Raw genomic sequence first — 21,525 nt, 5'->3', positions numbered from 1 at the left:
CCGTCGCCTTCCTCAATCACCCATCGGATTCGGCAGATAACCGGTGAAGCCAGAGATCTTCCACCGGCCTTCATGCAGCCTGCAATAATAGACCGTTTGCCACTTCAGGACATCGGCGCTGCCGTCGGCTTTCCTGATCTCGCCATCGAACTTCTTTCGGGCGAGCGCCCGATCGCCGTTGATCTCGATGTCCTCGAGCGTCGTGGTGGTGAAAATCGCCGTGCGCGCGTCCTCCGAGAAGGACTGCTCGGCAAAATCCAGGGCTTGGCGCAGCCACTCGTCGCGATAGGCGGCAAGCGACGGAAACGCCAGCCGCCAATTGTCAGGGCTTGCCGTCCGTTTTCCATCGATGCCGATGAAACCCTCTTCGACAAAATCGGCGGCCACCAGCGACCAGTCGGCGGCAAGGAAAGCGTCGATGTCCCGCGTCACCAGCATCTCCCAGATCTGTCGCCTGGCGGCGTCGCTGACGGGGAACGGATTCTGGAAGGGATTCCGCATGTGTTCGCCCCTTATTGAAATTCTTTTCATGATTGGCGTTTTTCTCTGGCCAAAATTGTCTTTCTGTGGTGATTTGTCAACGCAATGCGAAAATAATTTGCACAAGGTTCCTGATGTCCATCAAACGCTATGGCACCGAAGAGATCGGGGCGGGCGGAAAATCGCTGCCTTTCGCGCGGGCCGTGGAGGTAGACGGCTGGCTCCATGTGTCCGGGCAGGTTGCCATGGAAAATGGCGAGATCGTCGACGGGAACATCGTCGCCCAGACCCACCGGGCGATCGGCAATCTGCTGGCCATTTTGAAGGAGGCCGACTACGGTATCGAGCACGTGGTGAGAGTCGGCGTCTGGCTGGACGACCCGCGCGATTTCTGGAGCTTCAACAAGATCTATCAGGAATATTTTGGAGCTCATCCGCCGGCGCGTGCCTGCGTGCAGTCTTCGATGATGGTCGATTGCAAGGTGGAGATCGACTGCGTCGCCTATAAGCCCAAGGACGCCCAATATGTCGCGGGATGAGGAAAAGTGCGTGCGGATTTCCGCCCGCATCCCGCGGCTCAGATAGGAGTGGCCGTCCGGATGGATATTTTCGCAACCTTGCAGCATGAAAAGGAGCGGCTCTCGCAGGCGGAGAGCCGCATCGCCGACATTCTGCTCAACGACTTCGAATTTGCCGTCAACGCATCGATCATCGAGCTTGCGGGGAAGGCGGATGTCTCGCCGCCGACGGTGACGCGCTTCTGCCGGCGGCTGGGCTGCGACAGCTTTTCCGATTTCAAGGTGCAACTCGCCCGCACCGCCTATGTCGGGATGCGCTACCTGAAGCCCGAGCCGAAAAGCCAGGAGACCGGCGATGTGGCCCAGGACATCATCGCCAAGGCGCAGAACGCGCTGTTCCTGCTGCATCGTTCGCTCGACCTTGCAGCCCTCGAACAGGCGGCCGACCGGCTAGCCGGCGCGGAAATGATCTACGCCTTCGGGTCGGGCGGCAATTCCTCGATGATTGCCGGCGAATTGCAGAACCGCCTCTTCCGCCTCGGCCTGCGCATCACCGCGAGCTCCGACCACAGCATGCAATTGATGCTCGCGGCAGCCGCCAGGCAGAGCGATGTGATCATCGGCTCGTCTTTTTCGGGTCGCAACGCCGAGCTGGTGCGTGCCTTCGGCCTTGCCCGCGAAGCGAAGGTGCCGACCATCTCGCTTACCCAGACCGGCAGCCCGGTGGCGCGCGCCGCCGACATCACCGTTCCGGTCGACCTGCCGGAAGGCAACAACATCTATCGTCCGACATCCACGCGCATCGCCTATGTGGCTCTGGTCGACATCCTTGCCAGCCTGGTGGCTTACCGTGTCCAGCCGCAGGCCACCGCAACGCTCAGGCGCATCAAGCAGCAGCTGGTCGCGCATAGGGATGGCGACGATCGCCAGCTTCTCGGAGACTGATGTGGCAGAGCAACCGCCCAAGCCGAAATCCGTAGCGATCGTCACCGGCGCAGCCGGCGACATCGGCCGGGCCATTGCCCGTCGCCTGGCGGATGGACACGACGTCGTTCTCCTCGCCGATATGGACGGCGATGCCGGAGCCAAGGTCGCGCGTGAACTCGGCGCAGAGGAACGGTTCGCCGCCGTCGCCTGCGATGTGACGGATGCGGCGAGCGTGGCGGCCATGGCCGCAGCCGCGGGGGAGCGTGGCGTCGTCCATACGCTCGTCAACAATGCCGGCGCGGCGCGCGCCGTCAGCCTGCAGGATACGACGCAGGACATCTGGCGGATGGACAATGCGCTCAATCTCGAAGCCGCCTTCCTCTGCTTCCGGGCGGTCGAGGACATGCTGAAGGAGAGCAGGGGTTCGGTCGTCAATATCGCCTCGGTGAATGGTGTCGGCGTCTTCGGACATCCGGCCTATAGCTGCGCCAAGGCCGGCCTCCTGCATCTGACCCGGCTCATCGCCGTCGAATACGGCAAGTTCGGCATCCGCTCGAATGCGGTGGCGCCGGGCACGGTGCGCACCCAGGCCTGGGAAGCCCGCGCCGCGGCCAATCCGCAGGTCTTCGAGGAGGCCATGCGCTGGTATCCGCTTCAGCGCATCGTCAACCCCGAAGACGTCGCCAATGCCGTCGATTTCCTGGCCGGGCCGCAAGCCGGCGCCATATCGGGCGTGTGCCTGCCGGTCGACTGCGGCCTGACAGCCGGCCAGGCCGAACTCGCCCGCACCTTCTCGCAGTCCAGCCATTATTGACCAATCCCCTTGGAGGATGCTGATGCAGCCGGTTTCATATCGCCTCGAATCTGCCTGGCAGCCGGATGGCGGCCCCAACGGTCGCTTCACCTTAAGTCTCTTCAATCTCTCCGGCAGGGCGCTGAGCGGCTTCCGTCTCGTCTACACCTCGCTCACTCGCGTCATCGATCCGGCTGCCTGCGAGAACGCCGTCTTCCTGCGCCGCAACGCCAATTTTCATGAATTCGCCCCGCCCGAGGGGCTGACCCTTCAGCCGGGGGAAAGCTGGACCTTCGTGGTCAGCGGTCTGCACCGGCAGGCCAAGCACTGCAGCGACGGGGCGAAGTCGGCTTATCTGACGCTCTCCAATGGCAAGCATGTGCCGGTGGCGGTCTCGGACCTTAGGCTCGAGGGTGCCACGAGCGAACCGCCGCCGGTCCGTCTGCCCGAAGGACGGCTCGACCTGCCCTTCGCGCTGCAGCCCTGGCCGGCGAAGATCGACGCCGTGGCAGGAGATGAATTTCCCGTGGTCCTCTACCCGGCCGCGGGAAGCAGCCCGGAGGATGTCGAGGCGGTTTCGAACGTGCTGGCGCTGTTTCATCGGCTCTTTGCCGCCGGGCACTCTCCCTTCAGCCTCGCACCATCGGAGCAAGGGGTGCCGATTGTCTTCGCAAAGGGTGCTGATCTGGCTCCCGAGGCGTACCGTCTTACCTTCTCCCCCCGCGAGATCCGGCTTGAATATAGCGCGGCAGCCGGACGGCAGTACGGGCTGACGACGCTCGCGCAGCTCCTCGACGGCGCGCGCAGCCATGCCGGCAGATTCCGTTTTCCTGCCTCGGGTACGATCGCCGACCAACCGCGCTACGGTTGGCGCGGCTGCCATCTCGACGTGTCGCGGCAGTTCTATCCGACTGCCGACGTCCTGCGGCTGATCGATATTCTCGCCTGGTTCAAGCTCAATATCTTCCACTGGCACCTGACCGACGACGAGGCCTGGCGCTTGGAAATCAAGGCTTTTCCGACCCTGACGACCCTCGGCGTACTGCGCGGGCCTGACGAGCCGCTGCTGCCGCAGCTCGGCAACGGGGCGGAGCCCTCGGGCGGCTTCTACAGCCAGGAGGACGTCAAGGCGATTGTCGGCCATGCGGCCGGTCTCAATGTCGAGGTGGTGCCGGAGATCGACATCCCCGGCCACAGCACTGCGGCGCTCGTGGCACTTCCCGATCTTGCGGATGGCCAGGAGGCGCCGGAGAGCTATCATTCCGTCCAGGGCTATCCCAACAACGCGCTCAATCCAGCCGTCCCGCTCACCTACGAATTCCTCGAGAAGGTCTTCGACGAAATGGTTGAGCTTTTCCCGAGCCGCTATATCCACATCGGCGGCGACGAGGTGGCGAACGGCTCGTGGCTCGCCTCGCCCCTGGCACGCAGGCTGATGGAAGAGGAGGGCATTTCCGGCACCTTCGCGCTCCAGTCTTTCTTCCTCAAAAAGGTGAAGCAGATGCTGACGGCGCGCGGCCGCAAGCTCGTCGGCTGGAACGAGGTCGCCCATGGCGGCGGCGTCGGAACCGAGGACACGCTGCTGATGGCGTGGGAGAACCCCAAGGTCGGCATCGAACTGGCGCACGAGGGCTACGACGTCGTCATGACGCCCGGCCAGGCCTACTACCTCGACATGGCCCAGGCGGAAGCCTGGCAGGAGCCCGGCGCAAGCTGGGCCGGCACGGCAACGCCGGCGCATACCTATGCCTACGAGGCGGAAGGCGAGTTCCCGGAAGAGCTAAAGAGCCGAATGAAGGGCGTGCAGGCCTGCATCTGGTCGGAGCATTTTCTGTCGCGCGGCTATTTCAACCGGCTCGTCTTCCCGCGCCTGTCGGCGATCGCCGAGGCGGCCTGGACGCCAAAGGCTGAGAAGGACTGGCTGCGCTTTGCGGCGATCGCTCCCCTGAGCCCGATCTTGTGAGTTTTGAGTCATGCGGATCGCCGTCGGCGGAATCCACACGGAATGCAGCACCTATTCGCCCGTCCTGATGTCGGTCGAGGACTTTCGGGTCTTGAGGGGCGAGGAACTGCTGAGGGCCGACAATTTCAGCTTCCTCGACGCTGAGGATGTGGAACACGTTCCGCTGCTCCATGCCCGCGCCGTCCCCGGTGGGCCGGTTTCCCGGCCGGCCTATGTGGCCTTCAAGGCGGAGTTCCTGGAAGGGTTGAAGGCAGCCGTGCCGATCGACGGACTCTATCTCGCCATGCATGGCGCGATCAAGGTCGACGGCTTGGACGATGCGGAGGCCGACTGGATTTCGGCTGCCCGTGACGTCGTCGGTCCCGGCTGCCCGATTGCCGTCAGCTATGACCTGCACGGCAATGTCAGCCAGCGGATCATCGACCAAATCGATATTTTCGCCGCCTATCGCACGGCGCCGCATATCGATACGCGCGAAACCATGGTGAGGGCGTGGACGATGCTGGTCGAGGTGCTGCGCACCGGCGCTCGGCCGGGCGTCGCCTGGGCGCCCGTGCCGCTGCTCCTGCCAGGAGAGAGGACCTCGACGGAGGAAGAGCCTGCGGCAAGCCTTTATCGAGTCCTGCCCGAGATTAATGTTCGGGCCGGCATCCTCGATGCTAATCTGATGGTCGGCTATGTCTGGGCGGACGAGCCGCGGGCCACCGCCTGCGCGGTCGTGACCGGATCGGACCAGGAAGCCACTTTGAAAGCGGCGGAGGAAATCGCCGCAAGCTACTGGGATGCCCGGGAAAAATTCCGTTTCGGTTCGGTGACCGGAGCCCTAGAAGCCATGCTCGACATTGCCGAAGCGGCAACGACGCGACCGATCGTTCTCGCCGACTCGGGCGACAACCCGACCGGCGGCGGCGTCGGCGACCGCGCCGACGTGTTGAAGGCGCTTCTGGCACGTGATTGGCAGGACGCGCTCATTGCCGGAATCGCCGATCGGCCGGCGGTAGAGGCATGCTTTGCCGCAAGCGAGGGCTCGACCCTGGCCCTTCGGATCGGCGGCAGCCTCGACCCCTCGGGTGCTGCCGTCGAAGCCGCGGCGAAGATCGTCAGGCTTGACGATCCCGGCTTGCTTGCGGAACGGCAGGCGGTGGTTCAGGTCGGCGGCATCACCGTCGTGCTTTCGGCCCGGCGGCGGCCCTATCACAATATCGAGGATTTGCGCCGGCTCGGTCTCGACCCGCAGGCGGTCCGCCTGCTGGTCGTCAAGTCCGGTTACCTTTCACCGGAACTCGCGCCGATCGCCAATCCCAACCTGATGGCGCTCACCGACGGTGTCGTCAATCAGGATATCGAGAAGCTCGCGAGCGAGCGCCGCCAGCGGCCAATCTTCCCCTTCGATCGCGATTTCGACTTCACCCCGAAGGCGCGGCTGTCCGCCCGCTGGACCTGACGCCGCAGCCGCACGACCCCGCTCGATGCCTCGGGCGGACAGAACTGACCTCGCCCCTTCCGCGGAACACCCCCTCCATGTCTTCGTCGCTGCTCACGGCCATGCGAAACCCGGTCATTCGCGCGAGCATGCTCGCGATATTCCTCTTCGGCTTCGCCGGCGCCGCGACCTCGCCCTATCAGTCAGTGGTCGGCATCACCGAACTCGGCCTCGGCAACGCGTTCTATTCGGCGCTGATCTTCGCCGCCGCCCTACTCAACGTCATTGCCAGCGTCACCGTCGGCATCGTCGCGGACCGCGTCGGCAATTACCGCACGCTGATGCTGGCGGTCATTCTGTTCGGCGTTGTCGGCTATGGGATGGTCTATGCCTGGCCGGCGAAGGCGAGCTTCGTGATTGCCACGCTGCTGCTCCTGCCGATCTACGGCGCCCTCAATTCGCTCCTCTTCGCCAATGTACGCACAGCGGCCAACCACATGGGCGGCAGGGACGCGGCTGCGGTCAACTCGGCAGTGAGGGCCGCCATCTCGCTTTCCTGGGTGCTGGTCCCGGGCGTGGTCGGCTTCGTGCTCGCAGCGCGCGGCAGCATGCTGCCGGCCTATCTGCTGGCGAGTCTCGGCTGCGCCGCCAACCTCATCCTCGTCGCTTTCCTGTTGCCGCCCACAGCCGGTGCCGGCTCAGCCCTCGGCAAACGGCTTTCCTAGCTCGTTTCCCTGGGCGAGATTCTGTCGCCGCGGGTACTCGGGCGGCTTGTCGCCATCGCGCTGATTTCCTCGACCCTACATGTCAATGCGGCGGTCCTTCCCTTGATCGTCACCGGTGCGGCCGGCGGCACCGCTACCGACATCGGCATCGTCGTCGGCGTCGTGGCGCTGTTGGAAGTGGCCTTCATTCTGGTTTGGGGCCGCATTCAATACAGCCTCAGCCATGTCGATGCCCTGGCGCTCGGCACCGCTGTCTACGTGGTCTATCTGGCGCTGCTCGGCTTGTCGGACCGGCCTTGGCACGTTTATGCGCTGACCCTCGCCAGCGGCCTCGGTGCGGCGGCGCTGATCAGCATCCCGATCACCTACCTCCAGGACCTGATTGCCGATCGGCCGGGGCTTGGCAGTTCGCTGATCGCGGTGAACATCTTTTTGGGCGGGGCGTTCAGCGCTGCGCTCTTTGCGGTCGGCACGCGCTTCAGCGACTATTCCGGGACGGCGCTGCTCGGCGCTGCGGCCGGGCTCGCAGGGCTGGTGCTGCTCCTTTTGCTCGACGGCAAGCGTGCCAGGATTGCGGCATCGTAGGAGCCGGGCAGCGGGAGGCCGCGGGGCAGCTCCCCGCCATTTCGTCAGTTGCCGAGGATGCCCGGGAGCCGCAGGCCCTGTTCCTTGGCGCAATCGACCGCGATGTCGTAGCCCGCATCGGCATGGCGCATGACGCCCGTTGCTGGATCGTTCCAGAGTACCCGTTCGATGCGGCGGGCGGCATCTTCCGAGCCGTCGCAGCAGATGACGACGCCCGAATGCTGCGAAAAGCCCATGCCGACTCCGCCGCCATGGTGCAGCGAGACCCAGGTGGCACCCGACGCGGTGTTGAGCAGTGCGTTCAGGAGCGGCCAGTCGGACACGGCGTCGGAGCCGTCCTTCATGGCTTCGGTCTCGCGGTTCGGCGAGGCGACGGAGCCGGAGTCGAGATGATCGCGGCCGATGACGACCGGTGCGCTGAGCTCGCCGGTCCTGACCATCTCGTTGAAGGCGAGGCCGAGGCGGTGGCGGTCGCCAAGACCCACCCAGCAGATGCGCGCTGGGAGGCCCTGGAAGGCGATGCGCTCGGCGGCCATGTCGAGCCAGTTGTGCAAGTGCTTGTTGTCGGGCAGCAGCTCCTTCACCTTGGCATCGGTCTTGCGGATATCGTCCGGATCGCCGGACAGCGCCGCCCAGCGGAACGGGCCGATGCCGCGGCAAAACAGCGGGCGGATATAGGCCGGCACGAAGCCAGGGAAGGCGAAGGCGTTTTCGAGGCCCTCTTCCTTCGCCACCTGGCGGATGTTGTTACCGTAGTCGAAGGTCGGGATCCCCATGTCCTGGAAGGCGATCATCGCTTCGACATGCTCGCGCATCGAGGCGCGGGCGGCCTTTTCGACGGCTTTCGGATCGCCTTCACGCTTCTGCTTCCACTCGGCCATGGTCCAGCCCTTCGGCAGATAACCGTTGATCGGGTCATGGGCGGAGGTCTGGTCGGTCACCATGTCCGGGCGGATGCCACGTCGGACCATCTCCGGCAGGATCTCGGCCGTGTTGCCGAGCAGACCGACGGATTTCGCCTCGCCCGCGGCGGTCCAGCGGTTGATCATCTCCATCGCTTCGTCAAGCGTTTCGGCTTTCGCGTCGACATAGCGGGTGCGGAGACGGAAATCGATGGAATCCGGATTGCATTCGACGGCGAGGCAGCAGGCGCCGGCCATGACGGCGGCAAGCGGCTGGGCGCCGCCCATCCCGCCGAGGCCGCCGGTCAGCACCCATTTGCCCTTGAGGTCGCCGTTGTAGTGTTGGCGGCCGGCTTCGACAAAGGTCTCATAGGTGCCCTGCACGATGCCCTGGCTGCCGATATAGATCCACGAACCGGCGGTCATCTGGCCGTACATGGCGAGACCCTTCTTATCCAGCTCGTTGAAATGGTCCCAGGTCGCCCAGTGCGGCACGAGGTTGGAGTTGGCGATCAGCACGCGCGGCGCGTCCTTGTGGGTGCGGAAGACGCCGACCGGCTTGCCGGACTGGACGAGCAAGGTCTCGTCCTCGTTGAGATCCTTCAGCGTCGCGACGATCCGGTCGAAATCCGCCCAGGTGCGGGCGGCCCGGCCAATGCCGCCATAGACGACGAGTTCGTGCGGGTTCTCGGCGACTTCCGGGTCGAGATTGTTCATCAGCATCCGGAGCGGCGCTTCCGTCAGCCAGCTCTTGGCGCTGATCTCGGTGCCACGCGGGCTGCGCACGTCGCGGATGTTGTGGCGCGGATTGTTCATGGTCATGCCTCACTCCCTGTCAATTGCGGTTCCGGCGGGATGCTGGAGAATGTGCTGCGCTATCGGATCAGCATTCCGCCATAAGTGTCTGTGTTTGTTCAATTCTGTAAGTTTAGTTATCGCGAAGACCGAGGGCGATCGCTTCGATCTGTTCCAGGATCGCCCTCAAATGACTGCGGAGCAGCTTGGCCTTGCCTGCGTCGAGGGCGAAGGGCGGCGCCTCCGTCGCCAAATGAGTCGATTGGGCGAGTTCCATTTGGATCGCATGGACGCCGGTCTCGGGGCGGCCATAGTGACGGGTCGTCCAGCCGCCTTTGAAGCGTCCGTTCAGGATGTGGGTGTAACCCTCTGCCTTGCTTGCGATATCCGCCGTCGTACGCTCGATCTGCTGGGCGCAGGTCTTGCCCATATCGGTGCCGATATTGAAGTCCGGCAGCTTGCCCTCGAAGAGGAAGGGGATATGCGAGCGGATCGAGTGGCAGTCGTAGAGGACCGCCACGCCATGAATGGCCTTGACCCGGTCGATCTCGGCGGCGAGCGCGGCGTGATAGGGGGCGTGAAAATCGCGCAGTCTCGCGGCAATATCCGCGTCCGTCGGGCCTTCGTCTTCCTTCCAGATAGGCACGCCATCAAAATCGGTTTCGGGAACAAGGCCGGTCGTGTTCTGGCCCGGGTAGAGGCTGGCGCCCTCCGGATCGCGATTGGCGTCGATGACATAGCGATGGAAGGTGGCGCGGACGATGGTCGCTTCCGGCAGCAGGTCTTCATAGAGCTCGTGGATGTGCCAATCGGTATCCGCGAGGATACGGCCGTTGTCGTTCAAGCGCTGCCAGATCGGCGGGGGAACGTCGGTGCCCGTGTGCGGAAAGCCGAGAATGACGGGCGAGGTGCCCTGCCGGACTTCGTAGACGGCCATGTCAAATCTCCAGTCGCGGGAGAATGCCGTCGGAGACGGCGGCTGCGAGCCGCCCGGAGGCAACGAGTTCGCCGGCGGACCTGAGGTCGTCAGCCATGTAGCGATCCTCCTCGACCGTCGGGGAAACGGCGCGCACGACTGCGGCCGCCTTCTGAAGTTCCGCGCTGGTCGCAAGCGGTGCCCGGAATTCGATGCCCTGGACGGCGGCCAAGGCCTCGATGCCGACGATCGAGAACAGATTGTCGGTCATCTGCAGCAGGCGGCGGGCGCCGTGGCAGGCCATGGAGACGTGGTCTTCCTGGTTGGCCGACGTCGGCGTAGAGTCGACGGAGGCGGGATGCGAGAGCTGCTTGTTCTCCGACATAAGCGCGGCCGAGGTAACTTCGGCGATCATCAGCCCGGAATTGAGGCCCGGCTTCTTGGCGAGAAAGGCGGGCAGACCGTAGCTCAAGGCCGGGTCAACGAGGAGCGCAATGCGGCGCTGCGAAATGGCGCCGATCTCACAGATCGCGAGCGCAATCTGGTCGGCGGCGAAGGCGACCGGCTCGGCATGGAAATTGCCGCCGGAGACGACGGAATTGTCGGAGAGCACCAGCGGATTGTCGGTGACGGCATTGGCCTCGGTGGTGAGGGTCGCGGCAACCGAGCGCAGCAGATCGAGGCAGGCGCCGTCGACCTGCGGCTGGCAGCGGATGCAATAGGGATCCTGCACGCGCTCGTCGCCCTCGAGATGGCTTTGGCGAATGACCGACCCGTCAAGCAGCCCCCGGAGTGCGGCCGCCGTGTCGATCTGGCCGCGATGGCCGCGCAGCGTATGGATCTCCGGGTGGAACGGGGCTGACGATCCCATGGCCGCATCGGTCGAGAGCGCGCCGGTGATGAGCGCCGCCTGGGCGGCCCTGTGGGCACGGAACAGGCCCGCCAGCGCCAGTGCCGTCGAAACCTGGGTGCCGTTGATCAGCGCCAGGCCTTCCTTCGCGGCGAGCGTCACCGGGGAAAGCCCGGCTGCCTTTAGGGCAGCATCGCCCTTCATGCGCTCGCCGGCGATGAAGGCCTCGCCATGGCCCATCATCACCGCGGCCATATGGGCGAGCGGCGCGAGATCGCCGGAGGCGCCGACCGAGCCTTTTTCCGGGATCAGCGGGATGACGCCCTTTTCGAGCATCCCTTCGATCAGGCGGACGAGTTCGAGGCGCACGCCGGACGCGCCGCGACCAAGCGAGATGAGCTTCAGCGCCATGATGAGGCGCACGATATTCTCCGGCAGCGGCTGGCCGACGCCGCAGCAATGCGACAGGATCAGATTGCGCTGCAGGGTGGCAACATCGGCGCTGTCGATCTTGATCGAGGCGAGTTTGCCGAAGCCGGTATTGATGCCGTAGACGGGGGCATTGCCGGCGATGATCTCGGCGATCCGGGTTGCGGCCTTTTCGATACCGGCATCATAGGCGCGATCGAGGCGGGCCGGCTTACCCGTCCAATAGATCGCCTCCAGGTCCTTGAGCGGTACCGAACCGGGTTTCAGAACAATGGTCATCGGGCAATCCTTTCACCCTTGAAAATCCGCTCGGAGAGGGGGTTGAACCCGATGCGGTAGATCAGCTCAGCCGGCGCCTCGATGTCCCAGAGAGCAAGGTCGGCCGACTTTCCCGCTTCGATCGTGCCGGTCTCGCCGAGGATACCAAGCGCGCGCGCCGCCTCGCGCGTAACGCCGGCGAGGCATTCCTCCAGCGTCAGGCGGAAGAGCGTCGCCGACATGTTCATGGTCAGGAGAAGAGACGTCAGCGGCGAGGTTCCCGGGTTGCAATCGGTGGCAATCGCGATGCGCGCGCCGGCGGCGCGCAGCGCCTCGACCGGCGGCAATTGCGTTTCGCGAAGGGTGTAAAATGCTCCCGGCAGCAGGACGGCGACGGTACCGGCCTTCGCCATGGCGGTCGCGCCGTCCGCATCGAGATATTCGAGGTGATCGGCCGAAAGCGCGCCATAGGAGGCTGCAAGCTTGGCACCGCCGAGATCGGAAAGCTGTTCGGCATGAAGTTTGACCGGCAGGCCGAGCGCCTTGGCCCGATCGAACACACGGGCGATCTCGGCCGGTGAGAAGGCGATCCCCTCGCAGAAGCCATCGACAGCGTCGACGAGTCGTTCCGCATGGGCCCGGCTTAGTCCGGGGAGAACGACATCTTCGATATAGTCGGCGTTCCGGCCCTTGTATTCCGGCGGCGTGGCGTGGGCGGCGAGATAGCTGGTGACGATGCGGACCGGGCGCGCTTGCGCGAGTTTGCGCGCCGCCTGCAGCATGTTCAGTTCCGCCTCGATGTTGAGGCCATAGCCCGATTTGACTTCGATCGTCGCAACGCCCTCGGAAAGCAGCGTATCGAGCCGCGGCAGCGCTGCTTCGACGAGTTCGTCGACCGACAGTGCATTGGTCGCCTTTACGGTGGAGACGATTCCTCCGCCGGCGCGGGCGATCTCTTCATAGCTCGCGCCTTCGAGCCGCATCTGGAATTCACGGGCACGGTTCCCGCCATGGACGATATGGGTGTGGCAGTCGATCAGCGCCGGCGTCATCCAGCGGCCTTCGCAATCGATCACCCGGTCGGCGCCGGACAGCCGAGAGGGGAGTTCGCTTTCGGCGCCGGCATAAACGATCCGACCACCGCGCACGGCCACGGCGCCCGTTTCGACAATGCCGAGCGGGCCCAAATCCTCGCGAAGCGTAGCAAGGCGCACGTTGCGCCAGAGACTGCTCTGTTCCGCTTTCATGTCGGCGTTTTCGTTCATAAGCTTTCCGCCCTTCTCTTGCGATAATGTATATACATAACAAGCCGGCGGCAAGCGGAAAAAATGTTCGACCTTCTGCCAGGAGGTAAGGCGGCCCGTGGACCGGGCCAGCAATCGCCAAAAAAAAGCCCCGGTCTTTCGATCCGGGGCTTGGGCGAAATTGTCCGAGGGTCGGCGATCAGGCGGGGTGGGGGGCCTTGGCGCAATGCTGTTCGACAAGTGCGACGAAACGCTGCCCGGCAATGTCGAGCCGGCCGCTATTGTCGATCACGGTCACGTCCGGCCCGGCCACGACGTCGGGGACCTGCCGCTTCAGTCGACGCAGCACGTCTTCCTCGCTTTCGCGACCGCGTTGGGCGAGGCGCTTTGCGAGCACCGATGCGTCGGCGGTGACCAGGGCAACGGCCACCTTGCCGAAGGCGGCTCGGATGGCGGGAAGGGCTGCACGACTGCCGTTGACGATTGCCGTCATACCGCTTTCGATCCTGTCGGCGATCTCACGCGGAATTCCGTAGCTCAAGCCGTGCGCCTGCCAGGAAACGGCGAAGGCGCCGACTTGCTGCATCTCTTCGAATTCCGCCGTGGAGACGCTTTCGTGCACTTCGCTGCCGGCATCCGAGGGGCGGGTGATGACCCGTCGGACGAAGAGAATATCCGGCCGCTGCGCGAAGTGGCGGGCGGCGAAACCCATGACGCTATCCTTGCCGGCGCCGCTCGGGCCGACGACGACGATGAGCGTCCCGCCCTGATTTTCCGCGGCCATCATGCGACACGCCGTCCTTCGCGCCATACGGAGCGAACCACCGGAATGCCCTCGGGCCGATGGACACGCGCTACATCGGCGCGCAGGCCGACGCCGATCCGGCCGCGATCGGTGAGGCCGACGGTGCGTGCCGGCGTTGCGGTCACCAGGGCGATCGCGCTCGGCAGGTCGATGCTCTCGACCTCGTCGGCGAGGATGAAGGGTGCATGGATCAGGCTGAAGGGCACGTAATCCGACGAAAGCACGTCGAGCACGCCGCGTTCCGCAAGCTCACGCGCGGCGATGTTGCCGGAATGCGACTTGCCGCGCACGACGTTGGGCGCCCCCATCAGAACGCTCAATCCCGCCCGGTGGGAGGCTTCAGCCGCTTCGAAGCTCGTCGGAAACTCTGCCAGCCGGACGCCGTAGCCGATCGACTCCTCGACATGCGCGAGGGTGGCGTCGTCGTGGCTTGCGACGGTGATGCCGCGTTCCGCGCAGGCTTGCGCGAGCGCCGTGCGGTGCGGGGCCGCATAGCGTGCCGAAAGCGCCTGCTGGCGCTCGACGAAAGCGGCGAAAGCCTCGTCGGTCAGGCCGCGCTTGGTCTTATAGTAGAGGATATACTGCTCCATCGTCTGGAACTGGCGCTGGCCGGGGGCGTGATCCATTAGGGAGACGAGGCGAACCTGCGGGTCGTCGCGAAAATCGTCGTAGTGCTCCAGCACGTCGGCGGTCGAAACCTCGCAGCGCAGGTGGATGAGGTGGTCGGCGCGCAGCCGGCCCTCGTCCTTCGCCTGCGCCAAGGCGTCGGCCATGCTGCGCATCTCGCCCTTCGGGAAGCCGCTTTCCTCGTCCGAGCCGAGGCGCAGACAGTCGAAGACGGTGGTGATGCCGGAGGTGACGACCTGGGCGTCGTGCGCCTGGATGGCGGCGATCTTCAGCCAGCGCACACCCGGACGCGGCGAATAATGCGCCTCCAGGTGGTCGGTGTGAAGCTCGATCAGCCCGGGCAACAGGTAGTCGCCCTCGAAATCTTCGCCAACCCGACTCGCCCCTTCCGAAATGTCGGCAATCTTGCCGTCGCGGATCAGCACCGAACCATCGATGATGTCATTTTCGAGAACGATGCGGGCATTGCTCAGAACCTGTTCGCTGCTCATGTCATGCAATCTTTCGTGCGGATGCGCTGCCGAGTGGCAGCAGGGAATGAACGGTGAAGGGGGCGCCGCGCTGCGGCTCGACGAAAAGAGCGATCGTCGAGACGCTCAGCGGCCGCCCGATAAATTCGTCGAAGGCGGCCTCGAGCGTATCGCGCATCAGGCCGCGCGTCTCCTCCGGCACGGAGCCGGTGAGCGTCAGATGGAACTGGAACTCCTCGAAGACATAGGGGTATCCCCATGCCGCGAGGTAATCCTTTTGAAGCTGCGTCAGTTTTTCCGGATTGCGGCGGGCGAGATCAGCTCCGGAGAGAGGGGCGCGAAAAGGCTCGAAGCGGCGAACCGCCTGCTCCGCCAAATCTTGCATGGGCGCCGACGTCGCGCTCGGTACGAGCGCGAAGAACGGACCGATTTGTTGGAGCCTGATCTCCGGTATCTCGAAGGGCTCGATTTCCGCGGCGAATTCGTCGAAGGCGGCGATCAATTCCGCTTCGCTTCGTCCCGCCGCAAGCGCGAAGGGCGCTTTCAAGGTCCCATGGAAACCGTAGCGGCGCGGCTCGGCCGTCAGGGTCATGTGCTGTTCCCGTTCGAGTGCCAAGTTGTCCGGCCAGGCCAAGGCGCCGTCGAGGAAGGCATCGCGGCCGAGCCAACGGGACGCGGTCTGCGACAGCCGGTCATCGGCCGGCGGCGCGAAATAGATTGCGTAGCGCACTGGTCTTCACTTTCTTGATCGTCGGCCGGCGGTGAGGCGAGCCGACCACTTGTGGGTGTGATGCGCAGCTAGCCGATTTGCATGACAACATCATGATCGCATCGGTCTGAAGCGCAAAAAGAGTTCAGTGTCCGCTGCGCCCGATCAGCCGGGAGCGGCACGCGTTCGAGATGCTGTCGAAAACGAAGACAACCATCAAGATCAAAAGCACCATATAGGCGACATTTTCCCAATCCGAATTGGTCCGCATGGCTTCCCAAAGCTTCAGCCCGATGCCGCCGGCCCCGACGGCGCCGATGATAGTCGCGGAGCGGGTGTTCGATTCCCAGAAATAAAGCGCCTGGCTGGCAAAGACGGGAAGCACCTGCGGCAGCACGCCGAAGCGCTGCACCGCGACCGGCGGAGCGCCGACGGATTTGACGCCTTCGCGCTGCTTGTCATCGATGTTTTCCAGCGCTTCGGAGTAGAGCTTGCCGAGCGTGCCGGTGTCGGTGAAGAAAATCGCCGACATGCCGGCAAGCGGCCCCGGACCGAAGGCACGGGTGAAGAACAGCGCCCAGATGAACATGTCGACCGAGCGCAGGAAATCGAAGAAGCGCTTGGCCAACTGGTTGGTTACACGGCTCGGGGTGATGTTGCGGGCGGCAAGGAAACAGAGCGGGAAGGCGATAAGGGACGCGAACACCGTCCCGACAAAGGCCATGACGACCGTCTGCAGCAGCTTCGTCCAGACATCGAGATGCTGCCATTCGGCATTGTAGAGGACGTTGTCCCAGGCGAGTGACAGGTTCGAGCGCGCCGGGTCGATTCGGTCTCCCGACAGGATCAGACGTGCCACTTCGCCGTAGGATTTTCCGAAGAACGGCGAGTTGGTGTCGAAGAGGAAGTTCGCCCAGCCGAAGAAGCGATTGCGGATCGAGACCTCGTCGCCGGTAACTTCCGCCCAGCCGGTGGAGCCGAAGGAAAGCGTGACCTTTTCGCCCGGCCGCTTCTGCGTGGCCCAGCTTGGGAGGGGTGTCTGCGGCGTGACGGTGTCGACACCGTCAACCGTCATGGTGAGCGTTTCGCCGCCGTGGTTGGCGGTGACCAGTTTGTCGCCGACTTCGATGCGCGTCGAACGGTCATAGGTTACGACCGCTCGGGTTACGATTTCCTCGGTACGTGTCTCATCAGCGTTCTGGGCGGCTGCAGCCTCTCCGCCACCGAGTGCCGCCTTCGGAGCCATGAAGTTGAATGAGGAACTCGTCTTCGGCTTCGGCGCCTGTTTCGTCGCAGCCGGTGCCTCGACGGTGCGCGTTGCCGTCCGCTTTTCGAGGGTCACCCATTCCGGATCGGGATTTCGACCGAGCGGCGAGTTGCGCTGGTAGGAAACGGCCATCGTCCCGTCGGGGGCGACGGCGATCTCGGGTCGAACCTCATAGGAGACCCAGTCGGCGAGATAGGTGCCCGCGATACCCCAATTGGCGTTGGCGAGCACATGGCCGATCGAGAAGAGCCACCAGCTGAATGCGAGATAGAGAACGACGCCGATGCCGATCAGCGCCGTCCTGCGCCGCCTTGCGGTGGATGACTGCAGGAGATGCGGGTGGCGCGCCGCAATGGCTTCCATTTCGAGCGCGCTGGGCTTGGTCGAGGCAATCATGGCGCGCTCCTACTGGGCGAGCTGGAAGGCCTGGTCGCCGACGAGGCGGCGGCGAAGCCAGGCGGAGAACTGATCGACGGCGAAGATCGTTGCGAAGAGCAAAAGCACGATCGCGAGCGTCTTGGCCTGATGGCCCTGGCCGATCGACAGGCGCAGGAGCTCGCCGATTCCGCCGCCGCCGACAGCGCCGATGATCGTCGAGGCGCGCACGTTGATCTCCAGGCGAAGCAGGAAATAGCTGGTGAAGTTCGGCAAGACCTGCGGCACGATCCCGAACCAAACCCGCTCGATCCAGCTGGCGCCAACAGCGCGCAGGCCCTCCTCCGGCTTCATGTCGGCATTCTCGACCACTTCGAAGAACAGCTTGCCCAGCGCACCGATCGTGTGAATCGACACCGCCGCGATCGCGGGGATCGGGCCGAGCGACAGGATCGCCAGGAAGAAGCCGGCGATCACGACTTCCGGAAATGCGCGCAGGATTTCCATGATCCGGCGGACCGGGCCGCGCACCCAAGCGCTGGGCGTCAGGTTGCGGGCCGCGAGGAAGCACAGAATGAAGCCGAAGAACGCACCAATCAGCGTCGAGAAGATGGCGATATTCACCGTCTCCAGCATCTTGTGAAAGTATTCGGGAATGTAGACGCTCTCGGTGACGTATAGCCGGCCATCCGGATAGTTGTATTTGAAACTGCCGTCGTCGTAGGGAGAGGGCAGATCGAAGAGCGCCCGAACGATCTCCATCGGCTCGCGCGGCATCAGGTCACCGACGAAGTCGAAGAAATGCGGCAGGCGGACAAGGAATTTCCCGGCATTCGAGTCGTTCGCGAACCAGAGCGAGCCGAGGAGCGCCAGCGCCAGGGCGACAAGCCCGAGGCAGGTGTAGAGGCGACGGCGCGTATTGAGCTCCTGCCAATGACGCTCGATCAGGGCGCCGTTCTCGCTCAAGCGCTGTGACAGCAGGGAGGTGGCCATGGGATTTCCGGCTCGTGCCGGCCTCTTGCGGTGGGTGCCGGCGGCAACCCCGAACAATCAAACGCTGGCCGCGTAACGCGGCCAGCGTAAATCTGGCGGTTCTTGATCAGCCGCCGATCGTTGCCTTGCGAGCGTCGATGATCGGCTTGTAGAAATCGCTGTTGACTTCCGTAAAGCCGGTGAAATCACCGCCCTGGATGGCGGAGAAGCAGGCGGCGTCGGTCTTCGGCAGATCCATCATGAACTGCTTGAACTTCGCCTTCATGTCGTCGTTCATCGTTGTACGCACGACGATCGGGCCGTTCGGAATCAGCGGCGAGCGCCACAGCTCGACGAGGTCGTTCATGTCGAGCACGCCCTTGTCGACCATCTTGCGCAGATTGCCGGAGGTGTAGCCGTCCTTGAACTCGCCGACGCCGGAGCCGAAGGTCGTGCCGGCAGCGAAGGTGCCCTTGAGGACTTCGAGGACGAGGTTTTCATGACCGCCGCCGAAGCCGGTCTCTCCGAAATATTCCTTGACCGGTGCGCCGATCGCTTCCGGAAGGGTGACGAGGGGGACGAGGTAGCCGGAGGTGGAGTCCGGATCGGCGAAGCCGAGCTTCTTGCCCTTGAGATCCTCGAGCTTGGTGATGCCGGCGTCCTTGCGGGCGACCATGATCGAGTGGTAGCCGGTGGAGCCATCGGTCTGGACCGTGGTCAAGATCGGCTCGACGGCATCAGCCTTGGCGAGGTAGATCTTGGCGTAGCCGGAAGCGCCGAGTTCGGCATAGTCGAGCGTGCCGCCGAGCAGCCCCTGGATGACGCCGTCATAGTCTGCAGCCGGGAAGAGCGAGACCTTCTCGACGCCGATGGCGGCCGGGAGCTTGTCGACCAGGCACTGGTAGTTGCGCAGGCGGTCGGCTTCGTTCTCGCCGCCCATGATGCCGATGCGGAATTCCTTTAGGTCTTCGGCCTGGGCATGGCCGGCCAGGGCGATGAGCGCAACGGCGCCCAGAAGAGCTTTCTTCAGCATGAGGTTCGTCTCCCGTTTATCCGGCCTCGCCGGATCAGTGGCTGTTTCGATTGGGCGCCCTTGACGCGGGCATTCGATCGCGGCGGCCTTAGAGGCCGGCCAGTGCCAGCGGCTTGTAGCCGGCCGATGCGTTTTCCTCGCGAGCGACAGCCGCGGGAATGTTGATGCTCGTCGAGGTCATCGATTCCTCGATCGCCGTTTCGGCGCCGTAGATCTCGGCGACCGCCGTGGCGGTGAGATCCTTCGGCTGTCCGTCGAAGACGATCCGGCCCTGCGCCATGCCGATGATCCGTTCGCAATAGTTGCGCGCCGTGTCGAGCGTGTGCAGGTTGGTGACGACGGTGATGCCGTCACGCTCGTTGATGTCGCGCAGCGCATCCATGACAATCTTGGCGTTGAGCGGATCGAGCGACGCGATCGGCTCGTCGGCGAGAAGCACCTTCGGCTGCTGCATCAGCGCCCGGGCGATCGCGACGCGCTGCTGCTGGCCGCCGGAAAGCGTACCGGCCGGCTGCAGCGCCGTCTGCTCGATGCCGAGACGCTCGAGTGCGCCGATCGCCATGATCCGTTCCTCCCGGGTGAACAGGTTGAGGATGCTCGAGACCGTCGAACGATGGTTCAGCCGGCCGAGGAGGACATTGGTCAGAACGTCGAGGCGCGGAACCAGATTGAACTGCTGGAAGATCATCGCGCAGTCGCGCTGCCAATGCCGCAGGGCAGAACCCCTGAGCGAGGATACCTCGATGCCGGCGAATTCGATCGTCCCGGAGGTGGGGTCGACGAGCCGATTGATCATCCGCAGAAGCGTCGACTTGCCCGCCCCGGACCGGCCGATGACCCCGACCATCTGACCTTGCGGTATGTCGAAGGTGACCGTGTCGACGGCTCGCTTCTTGCCGAACTGGCGGGTCACGTTCCTCAACTGAAACATCGGCGGCAGGTCCTCGTCGGTGGGCGATCGTTTATTAGTGATCCCTGCCATATCGACGCTTCGTGAAGGCGCGATGTCAGTTTGTTGTAGCTTCTGTTACAGTTCACAGGCGCGGGCCTGGGCCCTCTCATCAGCGACAACAGAAGCGGATGAAGCAGACGACTGCTTGCAACTGCCCCCAATTCAGGAAAACCATGCAGCAGGTGCATGAGCCATTGCCTCAATTGCATTTGAAAGGCTCGACCCCGGTTGCGATAACGCCAGGGAGCGGGATGGGGAAAGGTATGCGGCCTGATTCCCGGTCCTATTTAGATCCGATGGGAGAGAAACATGGCCGGCAAAAGTCAATTTCAGTGGGACGACCCATTCCTCCTCGAGGATCAGCTGAGCGAAGACGAGCGAATGATCCGCGATACGGCGCGCGCCTACGCCCAGGAGCGGCTGCAGCCGCGGGTGATCGAAGCCTATCGTGACGAAAAGACCGATCCGGCGATCTTCCGCGAAATGGGCGAGCTCGGCCTGCTCGGCGTGACCGTGCCCGACACCTATGGCGGCGTCGGCGCCTCCTATGTCGCCTATGGACTCGTCGCCCGCGAGGTCGAGCGGGTCGATTCCGGCTATCGCTCGATGATGAGCGTGCAATCCTCGCTGGTGATCTATCCGATCTTCGCCTACGGCTCCGAGGAGCAGAAGCAAAGGTACTTGCCGAAGCTGATAAGCGGCGAGTGGATCGGCTGCTTCGGCCTTACCGAGCCGGATGCCGGTTCCGATCCGGCAGGTATGAAGACCAGGGCGATCAAGACCGGCAGCGGCTATCGGCTGATCGGCTCGAAGATGTGGATATCCAACGCGCCGCTCGCCGATGTCTTCGTCGTCTGGGCCAAGTCGGAGGCGCATGGCAATGCCATTCGCGGCTTCGTGCTGGAGAAGGGCATGAAGGGCGTATCGGCGCCGAAGATCGCCGGCAAGCTTTCGCTCAGGGCGTCGATCACCGGCGAGATCGTTCTCGACAATGTCGAAGTGGGGGAGGAGGCGTTGCTTCCGAATGTCGAAGGTCTCAAGGGTCCTTTCGGCTGCCTCAACCGCGCCCGTTACGGCATTTCCTGGGGAGCGCTGGGCGCGGCCGAATTCTGCTGGCATGCGGCGCGGCAATACGGCCTCGACCGCAAGCAGTTCAACCGACCGCTCGCCCAGACCCAGCTCTTCCAGAAGAAGCTCGCCGACATGCAGACCGAGATCGCGCTCGGGCTGCAGGCGTCGCTGCGCGTCGGGCGGCTGATGGACGAGGGGCGGATGGCGCCGGAGATGATCTCGATCGTCAAGCGCAACAATTGCGGGAAGGCGCTCGACATTGCCCGCATGGCCCGCGACATGCATGGGGGCAACGGCATTTCCGAGGAGTACCAGGTCATGCGCCACATGGTGAACCTCGAGACGGTCAACACCTATGAGGGGACGCACGACGTCCATGCGCTGATCCTCGGCCGCGCCCAGACTGGGCTGCAGGCCTTTTTCTGAGCGGTGTGAC

Annotated in this window: 18 protein-coding genes and 1 pseudogene; 7 read left to right on the top strand and 12 right to left on the bottom strand. The window is 64.1% G+C overall.

Annotated elements, in window-relative coordinates; all coding sequences use genetic code 11:
- Positions 1–12: 12 nt before the first annotated feature.
- The gene (locus SS05631_RS23660; protein ID WP_037417127.1) at positions 13–501 is read right to left on the bottom strand and encodes a hypothetical protein; all 489 of its coding nucleotides are present in this window, start codon (positions 499–501) and stop codon (positions 13–15) included.
- Between the two features lie 113 nt (positions 502–614).
- On the opposite strand from SS05631_RS23660, the gene SS05631_RS23655 reads away from it, so the two are divergent.
- The 6 genes and pseudogenes from SS05631_RS23655 to SS05631_RS23630 all read left to right on the top strand — a co-directional run bounded on the left by SS05631_RS23655 (position 615) and on the right by SS05631_RS23630 (position 7,414).
- Positions 615–1,019, top strand: coding sequence for a RidA family protein (locus SS05631_RS23655; RefSeq protein WP_037417130.1), 405 nt, complete (start codon positions 615–617; stop codon positions 1,017–1,019).
- Positions 1,020–1,079: 60 nt separating this feature from the next.
- A complete protein-coding gene (locus SS05631_RS23650; protein ID WP_037417133.1) occupies positions 1,080–1,943 on the top strand; it encodes a MurR/RpiR family transcriptional regulator in 864 nt (287 codons plus the stop codon).
- Complete coding sequence (locus SS05631_RS23645) at positions 1,912–2,739, top strand: SDR family oxidoreductase (protein ID WP_050988218.1); 828 nt, start codon at positions 1,912–1,914, stop codon at positions 2,737–2,739. Before SS05631_RS23650 ends, SS05631_RS23645 begins: the two co-directional genes overlap by 32 nt.
- 22 nt (positions 2,740–2,761) lie before the next feature.
- Positions 2,762–4,681, top strand: coding sequence for a beta-N-acetylhexosaminidase (locus SS05631_RS23640; protein WP_037417137.1), 1,920 nt, complete (start codon positions 2,762–2,764; stop codon positions 4,679–4,681).
- 10 nt (positions 4,682–4,691) lie between these two features.
- On the top strand, positions 4,692–6,125 hold the full coding sequence (locus SS05631_RS23635; protein WP_095678077.1) for a M81 family metallopeptidase: 1,434 nt from the start codon (positions 4,692–4,694) through the stop codon (positions 6,123–6,125).
- Between the two features lie 77 nt (positions 6,126–6,202).
- Positions 6,203–7,414, top strand: a pseudogene (locus tag SS05631_RS23630) (MFS transporter).
- A gap of 44 nt (positions 7,415–7,458) precedes the next feature.
- Here the strand turns inward: SS05631_RS23630 and hutU are convergent.
- The 11 genes from hutU to phnC all read right to left on the bottom strand — a co-directional run bounded on the left by hutU (position 7,459) and on the right by phnC (position 19,997).
- Positions 7,459–9,132 carry a urocanate hydratase gene (hutU, locus tag SS05631_RS23625; protein ID WP_172900199.1) on the bottom strand — a complete coding sequence of 558 codons (1,674 nt, stop codon included), beginning with the start codon at positions 9,130–9,132 and terminating at the stop codon, positions 7,459–7,461.
- Positions 9,133–9,244: 112 nt separating this feature from the next.
- Positions 9,245–10,048 carry an N-formylglutamate deformylase gene (gene hutG, locus SS05631_RS23620; protein ID WP_037417164.1) on the bottom strand — a complete coding sequence of 268 codons (804 nt, stop codon included), beginning with the start codon at positions 10,046–10,048 and terminating at the stop codon, positions 9,245–9,247.
- A gap of 1 nt (position 10,049) precedes the next feature.
- Positions 10,050–11,585 (bottom strand): histidine ammonia-lyase, encoded by a 1,536-nt coding sequence (hutH, locus tag SS05631_RS23615; RefSeq protein ID WP_037417169.1) that lies wholly within the window; start codon positions 11,583–11,585, stop codon positions 10,050–10,052.
- Positions 11,582–12,829 carry an imidazolonepropionase gene (gene hutI / locus SS05631_RS23610; RefSeq protein ID WP_037417172.1) on the bottom strand — a complete coding sequence of 416 codons (1,248 nt, stop codon included), beginning with the start codon at positions 12,827–12,829 and terminating at the stop codon, positions 11,582–11,584. Before hutI ends, hutH begins: the two co-directional genes overlap by 4 nt.
- A gap of 178 nt (positions 12,830–13,007) precedes the next feature.
- Positions 13,008–13,595, bottom strand: coding sequence for a phosphonate metabolism protein/1,5-bisphosphokinase (PRPP-forming) PhnN (gene phnN / locus SS05631_RS23605; protein WP_037417175.1), 588 nt, complete (start codon positions 13,593–13,595; stop codon positions 13,008–13,010).
- Positions 13,592–14,731, bottom strand: a complete 1,140-nt coding sequence (locus SS05631_RS23600; RefSeq protein WP_037417178.1) for an alpha-D-ribose 1-methylphosphonate 5-triphosphate diphosphatase — start codon at positions 14,729–14,731, stop codon at positions 13,592–13,594. The genes phnN and SS05631_RS23600 overlap by 4 nt, the downstream gene beginning before the upstream one ends.
- A 1-nt stretch (position 14,732) precedes the next feature.
- A complete protein-coding gene (locus SS05631_RS23595) occupies positions 14,733–15,440 on the bottom strand; it encodes a DUF1045 domain-containing protein (RefSeq protein ID WP_037417180.1) in 708 nt (235 codons plus the stop codon).
- Positions 15,441–15,564: 124 nt separating this feature from the next.
- Complete coding sequence (gene phnE / locus SS05631_RS23590; protein ID WP_037417182.1) at positions 15,565–17,082, bottom strand: phosphonate ABC transporter, permease protein PhnE; 1,518 nt, start codon at positions 17,080–17,082, stop codon at positions 15,565–15,567.
- A gap of 9 nt (positions 17,083–17,091) precedes the next feature.
- Positions 17,092–18,054, bottom strand: coding sequence for a phosphonate ABC transporter, permease protein PhnE (phnE, locus tag SS05631_RS23585; RefSeq protein ID WP_037417185.1), 963 nt, complete (start codon positions 18,052–18,054; stop codon positions 17,092–17,094).
- A 106-nt stretch (positions 18,055–18,160) separates the two neighbouring features.
- On the bottom strand, positions 18,161–19,066 hold the full coding sequence (gene phnD, locus SS05631_RS23580) for a phosphonate ABC transporter substrate-binding protein (RefSeq protein ID WP_037417188.1): 906 nt from the start codon (positions 19,064–19,066) through the stop codon (positions 18,161–18,163).
- Between the two features lie 88 nt (positions 19,067–19,154).
- Positions 19,155–19,997, bottom strand: coding sequence for a phosphonate ABC transporter ATP-binding protein (phnC, locus tag SS05631_RS23575; protein ID WP_037417191.1), 843 nt, complete (start codon positions 19,995–19,997; stop codon positions 19,155–19,157).
- Between the two features lie 330 nt (positions 19,998–20,327).
- Here phnC and SS05631_RS23570 point away from each other — a divergent pair, with 330 nt between their 5' ends.
- A complete protein-coding gene (locus tag SS05631_RS23570; RefSeq protein WP_037417194.1) occupies positions 20,328–21,515 on the top strand; it encodes an acyl-CoA dehydrogenase in 1,188 nt (395 codons plus the stop codon).
- Positions 21,516–21,525 lie beyond the last annotated feature (10 nt).

Origin of the sequence: Sinorhizobium sp. CCBAU 05631 (assembly GCF_002288505.1) — a bacterium.
Lineage (GTDB): Bacteria > Pseudomonadota > Alphaproteobacteria > Rhizobiales > Rhizobiaceae > Sinorhizobium > Sinorhizobium fredii_C.
This window is presented reverse-complemented; position numbering and strand designations above follow the sequence as displayed.